A 19,215-nucleotide genomic window follows, 5' to 3' on the forward strand; every position below is an offset into this window, starting at 1 on the left:
TCAGGCCCCCTCGAGTTGGCTCGCGCCGGCGTCCCGGCCTCCGAGGCGGCGCAGCAGCAGGGCGAGGGCGAGACCCACGAGGACCAGGATGACCGCGATGGCGCTGGCGGGTCCCATCAGGCCGGCCTGGAACCCCCGCTTGTACATGTCCAGGGCGAGGACCCGGGTGGCGTCGCCGGGGCCGCCCTCGGTCAGGACGAAGATGAGGTCGAAGAAGGTCAGCGACCCGACCACCATCAGCGTGGACGAGGTGATGATGGTGTACTTCAGCTGCGGCAGCGTGATGCCGAAGAACTGCCGGATCCGTCCGGCTCCGTCCAACTGCGCCGCCTCGTACAGGGACTTCGGGATCTGCTGGACGCCGCCCTGGTAGATCAGGGAGTGGAACGGGACGAACTGCCAGGAGACGACGAAGACGACGACTCCGAACGCGAGCCAGGGCCGGCCCAGCCAGTCCTGGCTGAGCGCCCCGATATCCAGCCCGGCACCGAGCCCGAAGTTGGGGTCCAGCAGGGCCTTGTAGGCGATCGCGATCGCCGCGGAGCTGAGCATCAGCGGGACGAAGTACACCACGCCCAGCACCGCGCGGTAGCGCTGGCGGCCGGCCAGGAAGGTGCCGAGCAGAATGCTCAGCGGTGTCTGCACGAGCCAGGACACGGCCATCACCAGGAACGTCACCCACAGGGCGTGCGGCAGCCCGGGGTCGGTGAGCACCTCGCGCCAACTGGTCGTTCCCGTCGGGCGGATGGCGCCGATGCCGTCCCAGGTGGTGAAGCTCAGCGCGAAGACGCCGATGAGCGGGACCACGGCGAAACCGACGAAGAACAGCAGTGCCGGTGCCGCCAGCCACGGCAGGACACCGCGCGGCTCGCGATGCCGCGTACGGCCGGTGAGCGCGCCGCTCATGCGCCGGTGACCGCGTTGAGGTTGCTCGCGAACTGCTGCGGCGAGATCGACAGCTGGAACAGTTTGACGATGTTGTCCAGCAGTGTCTCGGCGGCCGCCGGGCCGAGCGCCTGGTCCCAGGACTGGACGAACACCTTGGCCTTGCTGGCGATGTCGTAGGTGAACTGGAGGAAGTCGGCGTTCTCGGAGGCGGCCAGCAGTTTCTCCGTACCGAGCCGGATCGGGACCGACCCGGTGCCGATCCACTTCCTCACCTCCTCGTCCTGGAGGACGCCGGTGGCGAAGAACTCCTTCGCGATCTTCTTCTGTTCGGCACTGGCCTTGGCGGAGATGGACAGGTAGTGGGCCGGGTTGCCGACCGTGTCGCTCTGGTCGCCCTTGCCGCCCTCGACGGGCGGGAAGGTCATGTAGCCGAGCGAGCCGCTGGGGACGAAGTCCCCGCCGTCGGTCTGCTGGATGCCGTACGACCAGGTGCCGTGCAGCATCATGGCGGCCCTGCCGGTGTACAGCAGCGCCTGGTCGGCGTTGGAGTCCGCGGTGATCGAGGAGAAGCCCTTGATGAACCCGTCGGCCTCGACCAGGTCCTGCAGTGCGGTCAGCGCCTTGATGGCGTCCGGGTGGGACCAGGCGTTCTTCTCGCCTTCGACGGCGGCCTGGAAGACCTCAGGACCGCCGATGCGGTCGAACAGGAACTCCAGCCACATCATGTTGGTCCACCGGGACTGGCCGCCGAGTGCGAACGGCGCTATGCCCTTGGCGTTGAACCTGGGCACCAGCGCCATGATGTCGTCCCAGGACTCCGGTGGTTCCACCCCGACCTGGTCGAAGACCTTCCTGTTGTAGTAGAGGACGATCGGCTGCACGGTCTCGCACGGCATCGCGTAGATCCTGCCGTCGACGGTCGCCGCGCCGAACGAGGACGGGAACAGCCCCTTCTTGATGTCGGGATGCTCGTCGAACCACGAGGTGAGGTCCTCGACCTGCTCCGCCTCCGCGTAGGTGCGCAGCGTCCCGCCGCCCCAGCCCCAGATGACGGTGGGCGCCTTCCCGGCACCGATGGCGGTCTTGATCTTCGTCTTGTACGCGTCGTTCTCGTAGGTCGTGTCGTCGATCCGCTCGTCGGGATGGGCCTTGTTGAACGCGTCCACGGCGCCGGCCCTGACTCCTTCCTGCGGCTGTCCGTTCAGGTACCAGTAGGTGGCACCACCGCCCTTGCCGGGTCCTGACGAGCCGCCGCACGCGGTCAGCGCCGCGGAGGCCGGGACGGCGGCCGCCAGGCCGAGGAGGGTACGTCGAGAGAGCGCCATGATGTTCTCCGCACTCGAGAGCCGTCGGCTTCTCGTGAGTCGTGGTGATGAGTCATGGTGAAAGGTTTTCGAAACTTCTTCTCTCCAGCTCTGTTCGTGCAAGCTAGGTTTCGACCTGATGCCGTGTCAAGACGCGTGAATTCGCTTTCCTGCGGGGAAGATCCGCGTGTGGAATCGGCGTCCGAGCAGTGCTCCGGGAATCCGGGCGGGGTTCGAAACTGTTTCGAAAAGGCCGGTCGGGGGCGGGAGTGACGTCGTGGCCGGGGGCTGACACACTGTCGGTGCAGGTCACACCGGGCCGTCGGCGTCCGGTGCCGGCTCACCGGTACGGTTGACCGGCTCCGTCCGCGTGGCCGGCCCGACCGGCGGACAGCCACACCGGTGGACCCACGGCTGAGAGGAACCGATGCGACCGAACGCCAGGCGCACCACGTTGGCGGACATCGCCCGAGCGGCCGGGGTCTCCGTCGCGACCGTGTCCAAGGTGGTCAACGGACGCGGTGACGTGGCGCCGCACACCCGCGTCCGGGTGCAGGAGCTGCTGCGTCAGCACGAGTACCTGGCGCCCGTCTTCCGCCACACCGAGACCGTCGAGAACCCGACCATCGAGGTGCAGTTCCAGGGCGGCCTCAAGTCGTACGTGGCGGAGACCCTGGAGGGCATCATCGACTCGGCCGCCGCGTCGGGGGCCTCGGTGGTGGTCGGCAAGGTGTCCGGCGCCCCGCACTGGGCCCGGGACCTGGTGGCGGCCGGGCGCCGCGCCGTCATCGCCGTCACCAGCGTGTACACCGCGGCCCACCTGAACGAGCTGGCCCGGTCCGGGCTGCCGCTGGTCGTGCTGGACCCCCTGCACCTGCCGGACAGCCGGGTCCACAGCGTCGGGGCGACCAACTTCGCCGGCGGTCTGGCCGCGACCCGGCATCTGCTCTCCCTGGGCCACCGCCGCGTCGCCTACCTCGGCGGACCGGCCATGGCCGTCTGCAACCAGGCGCGCATGCACGGCTACCGCGCCGCCATGGAGGCCGAGGGAGCGCGGGTACCGGACGGCTACGTACGGCCGGGGGAATTCACGTACGAGTCCGGCCTGCTCGGCGCCACGGCGCTGCTGGACCTCGAGGAGCCCCCCACGGCGGTCTTCGCGGGGAACGACGAGATCGCCCTCGGCGTCGTCGAGACCGCGCGCGCCCGCGGCCTGCGCGTTCCCGAGGACCTGAGCGTGGTCGGCTTCGACGACACGAGCCTGGCCCGGATGTCCTCGCCGCCCCTGACCACCGTGCGCCAGCCGCTCCGGGAGATGGGCGCCGCCGCCCTGCGCACCGCCCTGCGGCTGGCCAACGGCGAGAAGACCGAGTCGCACCACGTCGAACTCGCCACCGAACTCGTCGTACGCGCCTCGACGGCACCGCCTCGCGAGGAGACGCCGGCGCCCGGGTGAGCACGGTGGCGGGGCGCCGGCGTGGGTCAGGGGGCGAGCAGCAGGCCGTCGCCGCGCTCCTTGGCCGCGGTGTAACGCCGGGCCACGTCCTGCCAGTTGACCACCTGCCACATGGCCTCGATGAAGTCGACCTTCTGGTTCCGGTACTGCAGGTAGAAGGCGTGCTCCCAGGCGTCGAAGACCAGGATCGGGGTGGAGCCCTGGCCGACGTTGCCCTGGTGGTCGTAGACCTGCTCGACGATCAGCCGGCCGCTCAGCGGCTCGTAGGCGAGGACGCCCCAGCCCGAGCCCTGCGTGGTGGCCGACGCCTTGGACAGCTGCGCCTTGAAACGGTCGAAGGAGCCGAAGGACTCGGCGATCGCGTCCGCCAGCTCCCCCACACCGTCCTTCTCCAGCGGCTCGCCGCCGCCGTCACCGGTCATGTTGTGCCAGTAGATGGAGTGCAGGATGTGCCCGGAGAGGTGGAAGGCCAGGTTCTTCTCCAGGCCGTTGACCGAGCCCCACGTCCCCTTCTCCCGCGCCTCGGCGAGCTGTTCGAGGGTGTCGTTGGCTCCCTTCACATAGGCCGCGTGGTGCTTGTCGTGGTGCAGCTCGATGATCTCGGGGCTGATGACCGGGGCGAGTGCCGCGTAGTCGTACGGGAGCTCCGGGAGCGTGTACAGCGCCATGTCCAACGTCCTCCGCTGTTATTGCAACTCATGTGCAAGTGCAGGCTAACAGCAGGAGGTGTGGACTCGTGGCTACTCCGGCACCGCGCCCAGCGTCTTCAGGACGCCGTACACGCCGACGCACAGGATCGCCACGCTGCTCAGGACCAGGGCCGCGGTGAGCCAGGGGTTGGCGCGGAAGCGCTTCGGGACCCCGGTGTGGCGCAGCCGCCACACGGCGACGACCACGGCGAGCAGGAAGATCCCGCCGCCGATGCCGCCGATCTGCACCATCAGGACCGGCGACTGCATCCAGAGGAAGAAGCAGGTCCACAGCAGCGGCAGGCACCAGGTGAGGACGCGGATGGCGCGGGTGCGGGCGCGGACGTCGCTCCAGTCGACGACGCCGAGCAGGCCGAGGGTGTTGGTCCACAGCCGGGGCACGGAGGCGGTGGAGCCGATGAGGGTGGAGAAGAGGACGGCGAACGCGCCGACGAGGAACAGGTACTCGGCCCAGGGGCCCATCGTGTCCGTGTAGATGCGGGACAGCGTGGTGATCATCTCGTTGCCCTCGGGCACCAGGCCCTGCGGGTGGAGCACGGCCGCGCCGATGACGTAGAAGGACAGGGTGCACAGCACGCAGACGGCGAGGCCGGTGAGGGCGTCCAGGCGCATCACCTTGATCCAGCCCTCGGCGCGGCGGGCGCGCTCCTCGCTGCCGTCGTCGGGGCCGGTCCAGCGGGCGTAGCCCTTCTCCAGGCACCAGTAGGTGTACGTGGTCATCTCGTCGGCGCCGACGCCGGTGATGCCGAAGACGGCCAGCGCGATGCCGACGGTGCCGGCCGGGATCTCGAAGCCGAAGCCGCTGCCCAGTTCGCTTCCGCCGTAGCCGAACCCGGTGCCGGGCAGGCCGACCGCGAGGCTGACGGTGACGAGGGTGAAGACGACGACGGAGACGAGGCAGGCGCGTTCGACGAGGCTGTACTTGCCGGACTGCAGCAGCAGGATCGCGGCGACCGTGACGACGACGGCCCACAGCGCCAGGGAGCCCCAGCTCAGCGGTTCGCCGATGACCGGCCACAGCACCGAACAGGCCGCCGCCGTACCGCCGATGATGCCTCCGCGCTGGAACATCTTGGCGAAGTCCATGCCGATCCAGAGCCAGTTGATCCAGCTCAGCCGGCCGATGCGGGGGCCGACCTCGCGGTAGCCCTCGAGCGCGGTGCGCCCGTTGAGGATGGTCCACTGGGCCAGTTCCATCTGGACCCAGACCTTGACCGCGGTCGAGACGATCACCAGCCACAGCAGCGCGAAGCCGGCCTGGGCGCCGAGCGCGGTGGTGGTGATCAGCTCGCCGGAGCCGACGACGGCGGCCGACAGCACGAAGCCGGGGCCGAGATGGCGGATCCGGTCGCGGAAGGCGGTGGGCGCCGGGCGGGCGTCCTCGGGGCGCAGGGCGTACGGATCGGCCTGCGCGTGCTCCGCCGCTGGGGCGGTGGCGGTGGTCGACATGGCGGTGTTCCTTTGCTGGATCCGGCGCCGTCGCCGGAGCGGAAGGCAGACAGGGCGGGTAAGGGCATGGGGGGTGACGTGGTGGGTCGGTGGCGGGGTCAGCCGGCCGCGTGGCGCGGGGACTCGCCGGCGAGGACACGGAGTACGTCCTCGGCGACCATCAGGCCCATCGCGCGGTTGGCCTCCGGGGTGCAGGCGGCCATGTGGGAGGTGAGGGTGAGCCGGGGCGCCGTGCGCAGGACGTGGCCGGCCGGGAGGGGCTCGACGGCGAAGGCGTCGAGCGCGGCGGCGGCCAGGTGCCCGGAGCGCAGGGCGGCGGCGAGCGCGGTGTCGTCGACGAGGCCGCCGCGGGCGGCGTTGACGAGGATCGCGCCGGGTTTCATGGCGGCCAGCCGGGCGGCGTCGAGGAGCGGCGCCCCGGCGGGCGGGAGGTGCAGGGTGACGACGTCGGCGCGGGCGAGGAGCGCGTCCAGGACGACGGGCTCGGCGTCCGCCGCCCGCACCGCGTCGTCGGGGACGTACGGGTCGTGGGCGAGGACGTTCATCCCGAAGGCGCGCGCGTAGCCGGCGACGAGCCGGCCGATCCGGCCGAGGCCGACGACGCCGAGGGTCCGGCCGTGCAGTTCGGGGCCGAAGAGCTTGGGCCAGCCGCCCCCGGTGACGGCGGTGTGGGAGGCGCTGATCCGGCGGGCGGCGTCGAGGACGAGGCCGAAGGTGTACTCGGCGACGGCCCGGGAGTTGGAGCCGGGCGCGAAGACCACGGGGATGCCGCGTTCGCGGGCGGCGGCGACGTCGATGGTGTCGGTGCCGACGCCGTGCTTGGCGATGACCTTCAGCCGCGGGGCGGCGTCCATGACCTCGGCGGTGACCGGGTCCATGCCGGCGACGAGCGCGTCGGCGCCGGCGATCCGGACGAGCAGTTCGTCGTACGGCATCGCCCGGTCGTCGTACGGGCGGACCGGGCCCGCGCCGCCGTCGGCGAGGAGGGTCCAGGGGTCGGGCGAGTGGCGGGCGAAGGTGGGCGTGGTGATGAGGGTGGTGCGCGTGGCGGGTGTGCTCATGCCCGGCCGCCCTTCCGTGCCGCGTCCAGGTGGGTGGCGGCGATCTGCTGGAGGTGGACCACGTCGGCGGCGACGGAGGCGAAGGTGAAGCCCTCGTCGAGCCGGCGGGCGGCGCTCGCGCCGTCGCCGTTGTGGATGCCGGCGGCGATGCCCGCGGCCGCGGCGGCCGTGCGGATGCGGGTGAGGGCCTGCTCGAACGCGTCGGCCACGTCCGGGTCGGTGGAGGTCCTGCCCCCGATGGCCAGGCGCAGGTCGGACGGGCCGACGTAGACGCCGTCGAGTCCCGGGACGGCGCAGATCTCCTCGACGTTGGCGAGCCCGTCGGCGGTCTCGATCATGGCGAGGACGGCGGTCTGCTCGTGGGTGTCGGCCGGGTCCGGGCCGATGCGGAGCTGGGCGCGCATGGGGCCGTAGGAGCGGCGGCCGTGCGGCGGGTAGCGCACGGCGGCGACCGCGTCGGCGGCGTCCCGCGCGGTGTCGACGAGCGGCACGATGACGGCGGCGGCGCCCGCGTCGAGCGCGCGGCCGATGTACGTGGGGTCGTTGGCCTCGACGCGGACCATGCCGACGGCGGTGGAGCCGCGGGTGTCGGTGGCGATGAGGTTGTTCAGCAGGCCCTGGTAGCCGAAGAGGCCGTGCTGGGCGTCGAAGGCGAGGTAGTCGTAACCGAGCCGGGCGAGGCGTTCGGCGGCGACGGGCGAGTCGAGCAGCGACCAGTAGCCGATGAGGCGCTGGCGGTCGCGCAGGGCTGCTGTGAAGTGCGCGGCGGTGGTCATGGGGCGGCTCCGGGCAGGTGGGGTACGGCGGTGGTCAGCGGTGGTAGGCGGGCATCGGGCCGCGCAGCGCGGAACCGACGGCGTCGCAGGCGGCGGTCACGTCCGCGGGCAGCGGACCGGCCTGGGCGGCGGCGATGTTGGCCCGCAGGTGTTCCGGCCGGGAGCCGCCGAGCAGGAGCGCGTCGGTGGAGGGGCGGTCCAGCAGCCAGCGCAGGGCGAGTTCGGTGAGCGGGAGGCCGGCCCCGTCGGCGATCTCGGTGAGCCGGGCGACGGCGGCGAAGAGGTCCTCGTTCCAGTAGCGCTCCCGGTACATCGCGGCGAGCCTGGAGTCGCCGAAGCGGCCGGTGGCGGGGTCGGCCTCGAAGCGGTGCCGGCCGGTGAGGAGGCCGCCGCCGAGCGGGTTGTAGACCATGGTGCGCAGTCCGCTCACCGCCGCGTACTCGACGTACTCCTCCTCGATCCGGCGGGCGAGGAGGTTGTGCAGCTGCTGTGCGACGACCGGGCGCGGGGCGCCGGTCTCGTCGGCGGTGCGGGTCAGTTCGGCGATCTGCCAGGCGGCGTAGTTGGAGACGCCGAGGGCGCGGACCTTCCCCTCCGCGACGAACTCGGCCACGGTCGCGAGGGTCTCGGCGAGCGGCGTACGGCGGTCCGGCTGGTGCAGGTAGAAGAGGTCGACGTGGTCGGTGCCGAGCCGCTTCAGGCTGCCCTCGAGGGCGGCCCGCAGACCGGCCGGGGAGAGCGGGGCGTGCTCGCCCTGGTCGGGGTGCGGGATGCCGGCCTTGGTGGCGAGCACGATCCGGTCCCGGCGCCCGGGCAGCAGGCCGGCGAGGATCCGCTCGCTCTCGCCGCCCGCGTAGCCGTTGGCCGTGTCCACGCCGGTGAGGCCGGCGTCGAGGGCGGTGTCCAGCATGGCGGCGGCGCCCGCGCGGTCGACGGTGTCGCCGAACGTCATGGTGCCCAGGACCAGGCGGGAGAGCGGTACGGGGACGGACGGGAGCTCGATGCCCTGCGGGCTTTCCTGGGGGCTTCCTTGGGGGCTTCCCTGTGCGCTTCCCTGCGGGCTTCCGTGCGGGCCGGGGCGGGTGCCGGTGCTCACGAGTGGTTCCTTCCGGAGCGGGCGGGTGGCTTCTCGGTGGGTGAACGCTCGCACGGCTGCGCGTTATGCGCAAGAGTCTCGCGCGAATCGCGCAAGCTATGTCATCATCGGGGCACTACGACGCCGAGTTCCTGGAGGAGGTCCGCATGTGCCGTCGAAGTGACGCCCCGGTCGTCGCGCTCGCCGACGACCTGTCGGGGGCGGCGGAGGCGGCCGCGCTGCTGCGGCTGCCCGCGCGGCTCATACTGAACCCCGCCGAGCTGGGAATATCCGGTGCCGCCGGGGAGGCCGTGGTGGTGGACCTCGACTCGCGGTACCTGGACGGCGGGACGGCGGCCGCTGCCGTACGGGCCGCGCTGGGCGCGGTGGAAAGGCCCCCGTCCGCCGTCGGCGCCCCCGCGGACACGGACAGGGACACCGCCGGGTCTCGCGCGTTTCGCGCAGTCAACTCCTCCGAGGCGTACGGCGATCCGCTCTGGTTCAAGAAGTGCGACTCGCTGCTGCGCGGGCCGGTGGGCGCGGAGGCGGCCGCCTTCGCGGAAGGGGCCGAGGTCCTGGTGATCGCGACGGCCCTGCCCGCCGCCCGGCGCGTGGTGCGCGGCGGCGTGGTCCTGGTCGACGGGGTGCCGCTGCACGAGTCCCCGGCCTGGCGCGCCGAGGAGCGCGCCGCGCCGCGGTCCGTCGCCGGGGCACTGGCACCGCTGCCGACCGCGGACGTACCGCTGGAGACCGTACGGCAGGGCCCCATCGCGCTGGCCGGCCGCTTCCGGGAACTGGCGGCCCGCGGACGGCACCCGGTCTGCGACGCGGAGACCGACACCGACCTGACGGTGATCGCCACCGCGGCGGACCTCCTCGGCCCGGGCGCCCGTCTCCTGGGCAGCGGCGGCCTGGCGGCGGCCCTCGGCCGCCGGCTCGCCGCGCGGCGCGCGCACGGGCCGCCGGCGGGAGCCGGACCCGCGGCCGCCCCGCCGAGGGCGACGGCGGCGCCGGCCGGCGTCTCCGCCCAGGTGGCTACCGGGGACGGGGCGCCGTCGGCGGTCGGGGGCGTCGCGCGGCCGCTGCTCGTCGTCGCCGGGAGCGCGGAGCCGGTGGTGGCCGAGCAGGTCGCCCTGCTGGTCGCGGCCGGGGCCCGGCACCTGCCGCTGGCGCCCGGAGAGCTCGCCGGGGCGGACGGCGTCGTCCTGCCCGCGCTCGCGCCCGGCGCGGTGACCGTGGTGACCGTGGACGGGTCCGGCGGGATCCGGCCCGGTGCGGCACGCGCGGTCGTGGCCGGACTGGCACGGGCCGTCTCCGCCGTGCCGGGGCGCCCGGACCTCGTCCTGACCGGGGGCGAGACGGCCCGCCGGGTGCTCGACGCGCTCGGCGTGACGGCGCTGCGGCCGGTCGGCGAGATCCACCACGGCGCCGTGCACTGCAGGACCGCGGACGGCCGGTCGGTCGTCACCCGCCCCGGGAGCTTCGGCGGCCCGGACTCGTTCGTCCGTATCGCGGCGGCACTCCGCCCCCGTCATCCCTCTCAGCAAGGAGTCACCCAGTGAACGCGCAGCAGCCCCTCCCCCTCATCGGTGTCACCATGGGCGACGGCGCCGGTATCGGGCCCGAGGTGATCGTTCCGGCGGTGCTGGACACCGCGACGCTGAACCGGTGCCGGCCGGTGGTGATCGGGGACGCCGCACGACTGCGGGAAGCGGCCCGGATCCTCGGCACCGACTGCGAGATCGTGTCCGTGCCGACGCCGGCGGAGGCCGAGTCCGTACCCGGCCGGATCAACGTCGTCGACCTCGGCCTGCTCCCCGCCGACCTGCCCTGGGGCACCCTGTCCGCCGTCGCCGGGAACGCCGCGTACGAGTACGTCAGGCGGGCCGCGGAACTGGCGCTCGCCGGTGAGATCGACGGCATCTGCACCGCCCCCCTCAACAAGGAGGCGCTGCACGCCGCCGGGCACGTCTACCCCGGCCACACCGAACTGCTCGCCCACTTCACCGGGGTGGAGGAGGTGTCGATGATGCTCTCCACCGAGAAGGTGAAGGTCATCCACGTCACCACCCACATCGGCCTCATCGACGCCGTCAACCGGATCGAGCCCGGCCTGGTCGAGCGGACCGTGCGCCGCGGCCACGAGGCCATGGTCCGCGCCGGAGTGGCCGCGCCCGTCATCGGCGTCTGCGGCATCAACCCGCACGCCGGCGAGAACGGCCTGTTCGGCTACGGCGAGGAGGAGGAGAAGATCGTCCCCGCGCTGGAGACGGTGCGCCGCGACGGCATCGACGCGCGCGGCCCGCTGCCCGCCGACACCGCGTTCTTCCTGGCCTCCAGGGGCGACTACGACCTCATCGTGGCGATGTACCACGACCAGGGCCACGGCCCCGTCAAGGTGCTCGGCATCGAGGCGGGCGTCAACCTCACCGTCGGCCTGCCGGTGATCCGCACCTCCGTCGACCATGGCACGGCCTTCGACATCGCCGGTACGGGCAAGGCCGAGGCCGGTAGCATGATCGAGGCGCTGCGGCAGGCCGCCGAGATGTCCACCGCCCGCTGAACCCACGTACCGCGAAGGACACTTGATGCCGCCCAACGGATCCCAGGCTCGGCGCGAGGAGATCCTGCGACTCGCCACCACCACCGGCCTGGCCAGCGTCGAGGAGCTGTCACGGCACTTCGGCGTGACCGCCTCCACCATCCGCCGCGACCTCGCCCGGCTCACCGCCGACGGCCGGCTGGCCCGCACCTACGGCGGGGCGATGGCGCTGAACGCGCACCCGGAGGCGTCGCTGCGCCAGCGCACCACGGAGGCGTACGCGCAGAAGCGGGCCATCGCCCGGTGGGCGGCGGCCCAGGTCCGGCCCGGTGAGACCGTGCTGCTGGACGCGGGGTCGACGGTCGGGGCGCTGGCGCACGAGCTGCGCACGGCGCGGGACCTCACGGTCGCCACCACCGGCCTGACCGCGCTGCACGAACTGGCGGACGTCGAGTCCGTCCACGTGGAGTGCCTCGGCGGCACGCTGCGCCCGCTCAGCCAGGCCTTCGTCGGCCCGCTGACGGAGGCGGCGCTGGAGCGGATGACGTTCGACCGGGTCTTCCTGTCCGCGGACGGGGTGACCGCGGACGGTGGGATCTGCGAGGCGGACCTGCGGCAGACGCGGCTGAAGGAGCTGATGGCCCGGCGGGCCGCCCGGACGTACGTGCTGGCGCACGCGGCGAAGTTGGGGCGGGCGCCGTTCCACGCGTGGGCCACGCTGCCACAGGGATGGACGTTGGTGACGGACACCTCTGCGGCGGAAGCGGATGTGGCGGCGTTCGTCGAGCGCGGTACGCGGGTGGTGCTGGCGGAACCGGTGGGAGAGCCGGCACCGTCGGAAGGAGGACCGGCGTAACCGCGGGCAGTCGTGCCTCCCCCGGTGCCTCAGCCTGGGAGACACCTCCGGGACGGCGGGGCACCTCCCGCTCATGGGGTCCCTCCCGCTCGAGTGAAGTCGCGAGCGGGGAGAAGCCGAGAGCGGGGGAGGCGCCCCGCAGGCACCGGGCCGTGCGACCCACCCCCGGCTCACACCGACGCGGGGGCGTACCCGGGCAGTCGCTCAGGCACGCCCCCGCGGCGTGAAGGGGACGGCGCGGCCACTCAGCCGGCCGGTGTCCTCGCCAGGCGCCAGCCCCCGCTGCGGCTGCGTTCGGACCAGAAGTCGGCGTACCGGCCTTCCTGGGCGATGAGTTCGTGATGCGTGCCGCGCTGGGTGATCCGGCCGCCGTCGAGGACCAGGATCTGGTCGGCGGCCTGCACCGTCCGCAGCCGGTGGGCGATCACCAACAGGGTCCGGTCGCGGGTGAGTTCCGACAGGGCGTCCTGGACGGCCCGTTCGTTCTCCGGGTCCAGGGACGCCGTCGCCTCGTCCAGCAGGACGATCGGCGCGTCCTTGAGCAGCGCGCGGGCGATGGAGATCCGCTGCCGCTCACCGCCCGACAGTGCCGCACCGCCCGCTCCGACCTGCGCGGACCACCCGCCCGGCAGCCGCTCGGCGATCTCGTCGACCCGCGCCTGCCCGGCGGCCCGGCGCACCTCCGCGTCGGTGGCGTCGGGCCGGCCGGCCCTGATGTTGTCCTCGATGGTGCCCTCGAAGAGGTAGACGTCCTGGAACACCATGGAGATCCGGGACATCAGGTCCTCGGCCGGCAGCTCGCGGACGTCCGCGCCGCCCACCCGCACGGCGCCCCCGTCCACGTCCCAGAAGCGGGCGATCAGGCGGGCGATCGTCGTCTTGCCGGAACCGGACGGCCCGATCAGCGCGGTCATCGTGCCCTCGGGGATGCGGAAGCCGACGCCGTCCAGCACCGTGCGGCCGTCGCCGTACGAGAACTTCACCGCGTCGAACTCGATGCCGGAGCCGTCCGGGCGGGCCGGGTGCTCCGGCTCGGGCAGCGGTTTCTCGTCCAGCAGCCGCCGCACCCGGTCGAGTGCCGCGCCCGTCGAGCGCAGCGCGGAGCCGAGGTTGGCGGCCTCCGCCATCGGCTCCACGAACCGCGCGGCGAGCACCAGCAGGGCCAGCAGTTCGGGCACGGCGAGCGATCCGCCGAGGGCGAGGTGGGTGCCGTACACGAGGATCACCGTGAAGGCCGCCTGCACCGTGAGCGTGAAGCCGACCTGGCCGGGGACACCTGCCGCCATGACCCGGCGTCCGGCGTCCCGCTGGGCGGACAGCGCCTCGTCGAGCCGGCTGCCGCCGGCGGTGCGGGAGCCGGGGAAGGCGCGCAGCACCGGCTGCGCCTCGGCGTACTCGATGACCCGGTTGGCCGCCTCCGTCATGGCGCCGGCGCGCAGCCGGTCGGCGGTGGCGGTGCGGTGGGTGCTCCAGCGCAGGACCATCGCGAGGAACGGGGCGGTACAGGTCGCGGCGAGCGCGAGCCGCCAGTCGAACAGGTACATGAGCGCCACCACGGCGGCGGGTGTGAGCAGCCCGCTGATCAGCGGGCGGAACAGATAGCCGGGGACGCGCATGACACCCATCACGGACTGGGTGGTGAGCGTGCTCAGCTCTCCGGTGCGGGTGGGGCCGAACCAGCCGAGGGGCAGTGTGGCGACGTGGTCGCCGATGCGGTGGTGCAGGACACGGGAGAGGGCGGCGCCGGCCTGGAAACCGGCCCGGGTGGCGAGGTAGTGGACCACGGACTGTGCCAGGGCCGCGGCGGCCAGGGCCCACACCCATGGCCAGGCCTGCTCCGGCTTCTCGCCCAGCAACCGTTCGAGCACCGGCACGATCAGGACGAACGCCGCCGCCTGCAGGACCGCTCCGAGGACCTGGAGGGCGAGTACGTTCCGCAGCAGCCGCCGTTCGGCGGGGCCGACCACGGCCATCAGCCGGCGGATCATCGGACGGCCTCCTCGATCGCGGGAGGGACGGTGCCGCCGTCCGCGGACTGCCCCAAACCGCCGGGCCGCCAGGCGGTGCCGCGCTCGTGGGCCCGCCACATCCCGGCGTACGTGCCGCGCAGGGCCAGCAGTTCGGCGTGGGTGCCCCGCTCCACCACACGCCCGCCGTCGAGGACGACGATCAGGTCGGCGTCCTTCACCGTGGACAGACGGTGTGCGACGACCAGCAGGGTGCGGCCCCGGGTGAGCTGCGACAGGGCGTCCTGGACCGCCGCCTCCGACTCGGGGTCGGCGTACGCGGTGGCCTCGTCCAGGACGAGGACGGGGGCGTCGGCGAGCATGGCCCGGGCGATGGAGAGGCGCTGCGCCTCGCCACCGGAGAACCGGGCGTCCTCGCCGACCACGGAGTCGTAGCCGCGCGGCAGTTGGGTGATCCGGTCGTGGATACGGGCGCGTCGCGCGGCGTCCTCGAGCTGTTCGCCGGTGGCGTCCGGCCGGGCGAGCAGCAGGTTGGCGCGGACGGTGTCGCGCAGCAGCCGTACGTCCTGGAAGACGAAGGACATCCGGCGGTGGATCTCCTCGGGTGCGAGGTCGCGCAGATCTGTGCCGCCGATTCGGATGGTGCCCTCGTCCGGGTCCCAAAAGCGCGGCAGCAGCGACGCCAGGGTGCTCTTGCCCGCGCCCGAGGGGCCCACCAGTGCGGTGGTCGTCCCGGGTTCCAGGGTCAGGTCGACACCGTCGAGGACCCGGTGCCCGCCGTCGTGCGAGAAGCCGACGGCCTCGAAGGTCACGGCTCCGGGGCCGGCCGTCACGGGGTGTGCGGGCAGGGGCAGTTCAGGAGTGGCCAGGACCTCGCCGATACGGTCCGCGGCGGCTTTCGCGGCACGTACCTCCTCCTCGGCGAAGCTGATCGTCAGCACCGGTGTGGTGATGCCGACGGCGAGCAGCGCGAACGGGACCAGGTCCGCGGGGGCGGTGCGGCCGGAGGTGACCAGGGCGGTGCCGCCGAGCAGGACGGTGAACAGCATCGTGGGTGCCGAGAGCACGATCTCGGACAGCGCCCTGGGTGCGGCCAGCGAGTCGACCCAACCACGGAAGAACGCGGCGAACCGGTCCGCCGCGTCGGTGTAGCGTCGGTGGGCGCGCCGGGTCCGGCCGAAGGTCTTCACCACGGCGATGCCCTGGACGAACTCCACGGCCGCGCCGTTGATGTCGGTCATCGCGGCGTCCAGCGCGGGCAGGTTCTTCTTGAACGCGGCGCCGGTGCGGCCGAACAGGGCGATGCCGAGGACCAGCGGGATCATCGTGATCAGCGCCAGGCGCCAGTCCACGAAGAACAGGTAGGCGAGTGTCGACAGCGGCACGGTCACGGCGGCCGTCAGTTCCAGCAGCGAGTGCGCGACGAGGTGGTGCAGTGCGTGCACGTCGTCCTGTACGGCCTTCTTCACGGCGCCTCCGCCGCGCCCCGAGAACCAGCCCAGCGGGACCCTGTCGAGCCGGGTGACGAGCCGCCGGCGGACGGAGAGCTGGAGGTCGTTCTCGGCGAGATGGCCGACGACGCTCGCGGCCACCAGGAACAGCAACCGCACCAGGAGGCAGGCAGCGGCCAGCGCGGTGGCGGTCCAGGCGCGGTCGCGGTCCACCGGGCCGTCCGCGAGCAGCACCCGGGCCAGTTCGGCGACGGCGACGAACGGGGCGATGTCGAGCAGGGCGGCGACCGCCCGGCAGAGCACCGCCAGGGTGAGCCGTCCTCGGACGGGCTGCAGTAATGACGGAAGCGCGGCGGGTTCCGCGGCCATCGTCGTCCTCCGTTCCGGGAGCGCGGCAGGGGTCGGCCGCGCGTGGGTGAGTGATGCGCAGAGTAATTACCCAGTGGGTAAAAACGGGGCTGGCTACCCACTGGGTAATTCGCGGTGACCACCCTACGACGGACCGGGCGGGCCGGGTCAAGGAGCGCCCGCGGCGCGGGGTCGGCCTGGAAGTGGATACGCTGCGCACCATGCCCAGTTCACCCGCACCCGGGGGCCGGGGGCGGCGCCCCGTCGACCGGCCGCCGATCACGCCCACGGGCATCGTCGACGCGGCGCTCGGACTCACCGAGCAGGACGGTCTCGACGCCTGGTCCACCCGGCAGCTCGCCGCCGCGCTGGAGGTCTGGCCGCGGGCCGTCTACCACCACGTCGGGGACCGGGACGCGGTGGCGGACGCCGTCGCCGACCGGGTGGTGGGCATGATCCCGCTGCCGCCGCAGGACCTTCCGTGGCGGGAGTGGTTCACCCGACTGCTGCTGGACGGGAGGCCGTTGCTCCGGCGGTATCGCGGGGTGGCCCGCCGACTGGTGCGGATCGGGCCGGTCGTCCCGTCGGCGCTGACGATGATGGACCGGGGCGTGCTGGTGCTCCAGCAGGCCGGTTTCGCCGACGGCGCGACGGCCGCCTACCGGTATCTCACCAATTCCGCCTTCATGTTGGTGACGGTCGAGGACGACCGCGCGGAGAACCTGCCGGAGGCGCGGGTGCGGCTGGCCGGGGCGCTGGCCGCGCACCGTGACGATCCCGACCACCGCGGCCTCGCCGCGGTCGGCGCCGCCGTCGCCGGCCGGGGCGCCGACGACCCGGACGCGGTCGCGGCACTGGAGGACGACTTCTACGCGTACACCGTGGAGCGTTCACTGGACGGTGTGGCGGCCGTGCTGGACAGGCCGGACCGGGGTGGCCTGCCGGGCCCGGTCCGGCCACCGGCGGCACCCCCTGCCCCCGTCACTCCTCCTCCCCCTCCTCCGGACCGGTCCTGAACAGGCGGGCGGACTTGTCCTCCTGGGCGAGGCGGCGCATGGCCAGCAGGGCCGGTTCCAGGAGGACCGAGACCACAACCGCGCGTTCGGCCAGTTCCAGCACGCCGGACACGCCTTCCATCTGCCGGACGTCCAGCTCCGAGATGCGGTCCGCCAGCCGCGCGTAGGGCAGCAGGGACCGCCAGTCGATGCCCGATTCCAGGTCCGACAGGGCGTCCAGGACTTCTCCCAGGCTCCGGATGGCGGCGGTGCCGGAGTGCACCTCCCAGCCCATCGCGGCGACCAGTTCGCGCGCGTCGGTGACACCGCGCGTCTCCTCACCCGCCTCCCGCCTCTCCCGTTCCCGCGCCTGCTTCTGCTGCCGGGTGGCGGGGCGGGCGTCGGTGACGATGCCGAAGATCTCGTGCAGATCACCGTCCTGCTCCGTGACGGCGCCCAGGATCTCCTTCACCGCCCCCACCGGCAGCCGCCGCACGCCGACCAGCGTGCGGACGAGGCGGAGGCGGCGCAGGTGCTCCTCGCCGTAGTCGGCCTGGTTGGCGGCCGTCGCCCGGCCCGGGGGGAGCAGACCGTCCCGTAGGTAGTACTTGATCGTGGGGATGGACACGCCGCTGCGGCGGCTGAGTTCCGAGATTTTCACAGATCCTCGCTTACTCACTGGCTAACGGATAACGGATCGCACTACTATCCATTAAAGGTCGAGCCGATCGGCTCACCCTTCCCACGTGACGGGGGTATTGTCATGAGCACTCTCAAAAGGCCGTTATGGTCGGTCATCCTCGCATGCAGTCTGCCGATGTTCATGGTCGCGCTCGACAACCTGGTGGTGACGACCGCGCTGCGCACCATGGCCGTCGACCTCGACGCGTCCACCGAGGAGCTGCAGTGGTTCGTCAACGCCTACGTCCTCAGCTTCGCCTGTCTGCTGCTGACCGGGGCGGCGCTGGGTGACCGGTTCGGCCGGCGCCGGGTCTTCGTGGCCGGGATCGCGGTGTTCACCCTGGCCTCGATCGGCTGCGGCCTCGCCGGCAGCAGCGAACAGCTCATTCTCATGCGGGCGTTGCAGGGGCTGGGCGCGGCGGCCGTGATGCCGCTGTCGCTGACGCTGCTCGCGGAGGAGGTGCCGGAGCGCAGGCGTGGTCTGGCCCTCGGACTGTGGTCCGCGGTCAGCGGTACGGCCGTGGCGTTCGGGCCCGTGGTGGGCGGCGCGGTGGTCGACGGCCTGGACTGGCAGTGGATCTTCTGGATCAACGTCCCGGTGTGCCTGGTGGCGATCCCGCTGGTGCTGTCCGTGCTCCGGGAGAGCTCCCTGGCCGGCACCCGGCTCGACCTGCCCGGCATGCTCCTCGCCACGGGGGGACTCCTCGCGGTCGTCTGGGCGATCGTGAACGGCGAGGGGGAGGGCTGGAGTTCGGGCCCCGTCCTGTCGGCGTTCGCCGGCGGAGCCGTCCTGCTGATCCTGTTCGCGCTGTGGGAGCGCCGGGCGGCCCAGCCGCTGCTCCCGCTCTCCTTCTACCGCGAGCGGGCCTTCGTCCTCTCCAACCTGGTCTCCGCGAGCATGTACTTCGGCGTCTTCGGGTCGATCTTCCTGCTGGCGCAGTTCTTCCAGGTGGCGCCCGTACGGACCCCGCTGGAGGCCGGTGTGCTCACGCTGGCCTGGACCCTGATGCCGATGTTCGTCGCGCCGGTCGCCGGCGCCCTGACCGACCGGGTGGGCGGCGGACGGCTGATGGCCCTCGGCCTCTTCCTCCAGGCGGCCGGACTGACCTGGATCAACCTGGTGGCCACGTCGGACACCCCGTACGCGCGCATGGTCGGCGCCATGGTCGTCGCGGGCGTCGGCATGGGCCTCGTCTTCGCACCGACGGCGGCGGTGGTGCTGGGCGCGGTCGGGCCGCGGCACCGCGGGAAGGCGTCCGGCGCCAACAGCACCGTCCGCGAGATCGGCGGCGCCCTCGGCACCGCCATCCTGAGCAGCGTCTTCATGCGCTACGGCAACGACCGTACGGCCCAGGGGTTCGTCGACGGCATGAAGCCGGGCATCTGGATCGGCGTCGCCGTGGTCCTCGCGGGCGCTCTGTGCGCCCTCGCGATCCCGCGCCCCGACGCCACCGCCCAGGCCCCCGCGGCCGAGGACCGCGAACCCGACCGGACCCCCAGCCCGGCGACCCGGTGAACCCGGCCGCCGCTCCGGCCGGAGCGGCGGCCGCACAACGCCGCCCGGCGGCGGGACCGTGACCGCGCCACCCACACCGTCGGAGGCAGCCGACCGGCCGGTCCGGCGCCCTCCACGCCTTCGGCCCCGGCCTCGCCGGA

General features: G+C 72.9%; 16 protein-coding genes. 6 read left to right on the top strand and 10 right to left on the bottom strand.

Annotation, left to right across the window (positions count from 1 at the left end):
* Both ACH5AO_RS10355 and ACH5AO_RS10360 read right to left on the bottom strand, forming a co-directional pair.
* Positions 1–906 (bottom strand): carbohydrate ABC transporter permease, encoded by a 906-nt coding sequence (locus ACH5AO_RS10355; protein ID WP_398923819.1) that lies wholly within the window; start codon positions 904–906, stop codon positions 1–3.
* Positions 903–2,213, bottom strand: coding sequence for an extracellular solute-binding protein (locus ACH5AO_RS10360; protein WP_398923820.1), 1,311 nt, complete (start codon positions 2,211–2,213; stop codon positions 903–905). Before ACH5AO_RS10360 ends, ACH5AO_RS10355 begins: the two co-directional genes overlap by 4 nt.
* A gap of 406 nt (positions 2,214–2,619) precedes the next feature.
* Between ACH5AO_RS10360 and ACH5AO_RS10365 the strand changes: the two genes are divergently transcribed.
* Positions 2,620–3,648: a LacI family DNA-binding transcriptional regulator gene (locus tag ACH5AO_RS10365; protein WP_398923821.1), complete on the top strand. Its 1,029-nt coding sequence runs from the start codon at positions 2,620–2,622 to the stop codon at positions 3,646–3,648.
* Between the two features lie 26 nt (positions 3,649–3,674).
* Here the strand turns inward: ACH5AO_RS10365 and ACH5AO_RS10370 are convergent, their stop codons facing one another.
* The 5 genes from ACH5AO_RS10370 to ACH5AO_RS10390 form a co-directional block, all read right to left on the bottom strand.
* Positions 3,675–4,316, bottom strand: coding sequence for a superoxide dismutase (locus tag ACH5AO_RS10370; RefSeq protein WP_398923822.1), 642 nt, complete (start codon positions 4,314–4,316; stop codon positions 3,675–3,677).
* A gap of 72 nt (positions 4,317–4,388) precedes the next feature.
* Entirely contained in the window at positions 4,389–5,807 is a 1,419-nt protein-coding gene (locus ACH5AO_RS10375) for an Nramp family divalent metal transporter (RefSeq protein WP_398923823.1), read from the bottom strand.
* 98 nt (positions 5,808–5,905) lie between these two features.
* Positions 5,906–6,868: a phosphoglycerate dehydrogenase gene (locus ACH5AO_RS10380; RefSeq protein ID WP_398923824.1), complete on the bottom strand. Its 963-nt coding sequence runs from the start codon at positions 6,866–6,868 to the stop codon at positions 5,906–5,908.
* A complete protein-coding gene (locus tag ACH5AO_RS10385) occupies positions 6,865–7,644 on the bottom strand; it encodes an HpcH/HpaI aldolase/citrate lyase family protein (RefSeq protein WP_398923825.1) in 780 nt (259 codons plus the stop codon). The genes ACH5AO_RS10380 and ACH5AO_RS10385 overlap by 4 nt, the downstream gene beginning before the upstream one ends.
* Positions 7,645–7,678: 34 nt before the next feature.
* Positions 7,679–8,740, bottom strand: coding sequence for an aldo/keto reductase (locus ACH5AO_RS10390; RefSeq protein WP_398923826.1), 1,062 nt, complete (start codon positions 8,738–8,740; stop codon positions 7,679–7,681).
* A gap of 146 nt (positions 8,741–8,886) precedes the next feature.
* Here ACH5AO_RS10390 and ACH5AO_RS10395 point away from each other — a divergent pair, with 146 nt between their 5' ends.
* From ACH5AO_RS10395 to ACH5AO_RS10405, 3 genes are read left to right on the top strand one after another with little or no spacing between them, the layout of a single operon-like run.
* Complete coding sequence (locus ACH5AO_RS10395; RefSeq protein WP_398923827.1) at positions 8,887–10,281, top strand: four-carbon acid sugar kinase family protein; 1,395 nt, start codon at positions 8,887–8,889, stop codon at positions 10,279–10,281.
* The gene (gene pdxA / locus ACH5AO_RS10400) at positions 10,278–11,282 is read left to right on the top strand and encodes a 4-hydroxythreonine-4-phosphate dehydrogenase PdxA (protein ID WP_398923828.1); all 1,005 of its coding nucleotides are present in this window, start codon (positions 10,278–10,280) and stop codon (positions 11,280–11,282) included. Before ACH5AO_RS10395 ends, pdxA begins: the two co-directional genes overlap by 4 nt.
* 25 nt (positions 11,283–11,307) lie before the next feature.
* Complete coding sequence (locus ACH5AO_RS10405) at positions 11,308–12,117, top strand: DeoR/GlpR family DNA-binding transcription regulator (protein WP_398923829.1); 810 nt, start codon at positions 11,308–11,310, stop codon at positions 12,115–12,117.
* A gap of 245 nt (positions 12,118–12,362) precedes the next feature.
* Here ACH5AO_RS10405 and ACH5AO_RS10410 read toward each other — a convergent pair whose 3' ends face one another.
* Entirely contained in the window at positions 12,363–14,105 is a 1,743-nt protein-coding gene (locus ACH5AO_RS10410) for an ABC transporter ATP-binding protein (protein ID WP_398923830.1), read from the bottom strand.
* Positions 14,102–15,904 carry an ABC transporter ATP-binding protein gene (locus ACH5AO_RS10415; RefSeq protein WP_398923831.1) on the bottom strand — a complete coding sequence of 601 codons (1,803 nt, stop codon included), beginning with the start codon at positions 15,902–15,904 and terminating at the stop codon, positions 14,102–14,104. Before ACH5AO_RS10415 ends, ACH5AO_RS10410 begins: the two co-directional genes overlap by 4 nt.
* Positions 15,905–16,104: 200 nt before the next feature.
* Here ACH5AO_RS10415 and ACH5AO_RS10420 point away from each other — a divergent pair, with 200 nt between their 5' ends.
* Complete coding sequence (locus tag ACH5AO_RS10420) at positions 16,105–16,899, top strand: TetR/AcrR family transcriptional regulator (protein WP_398923832.1); 795 nt, start codon at positions 16,105–16,107, stop codon at positions 16,897–16,899.
* On the opposite strand, the gene ACH5AO_RS10425 is transcribed toward ACH5AO_RS10420, so the two are convergent.
* Positions 16,865–17,539, bottom strand: a complete 675-nt coding sequence (locus ACH5AO_RS10425; protein ID WP_398923833.1) for a MerR family transcriptional regulator — start codon at positions 17,537–17,539, stop codon at positions 16,865–16,867. The genes ACH5AO_RS10420 and ACH5AO_RS10425 overlap by 35 nt on opposite strands.
* Before the next feature lie 102 nt (positions 17,540–17,641).
* Between ACH5AO_RS10425 and ACH5AO_RS10430 the strand changes: the two genes are divergently transcribed.
* On the top strand, positions 17,642–19,075 hold the full coding sequence (locus ACH5AO_RS10430; protein WP_398923834.1) for an MFS transporter: 1,434 nt from the start codon (positions 17,642–17,644) through the stop codon (positions 19,073–19,075).
* Positions 19,076–19,215 lie beyond the last annotated feature (140 nt).

It is taken from the genome of Streptomyces sp. NPDC018964 (assembly GCF_044390325.1).
Classification (GTDB): domain Bacteria; phylum Actinomycetota; class Actinomycetes; order Streptomycetales; family Streptomycetaceae; genus Streptomyces.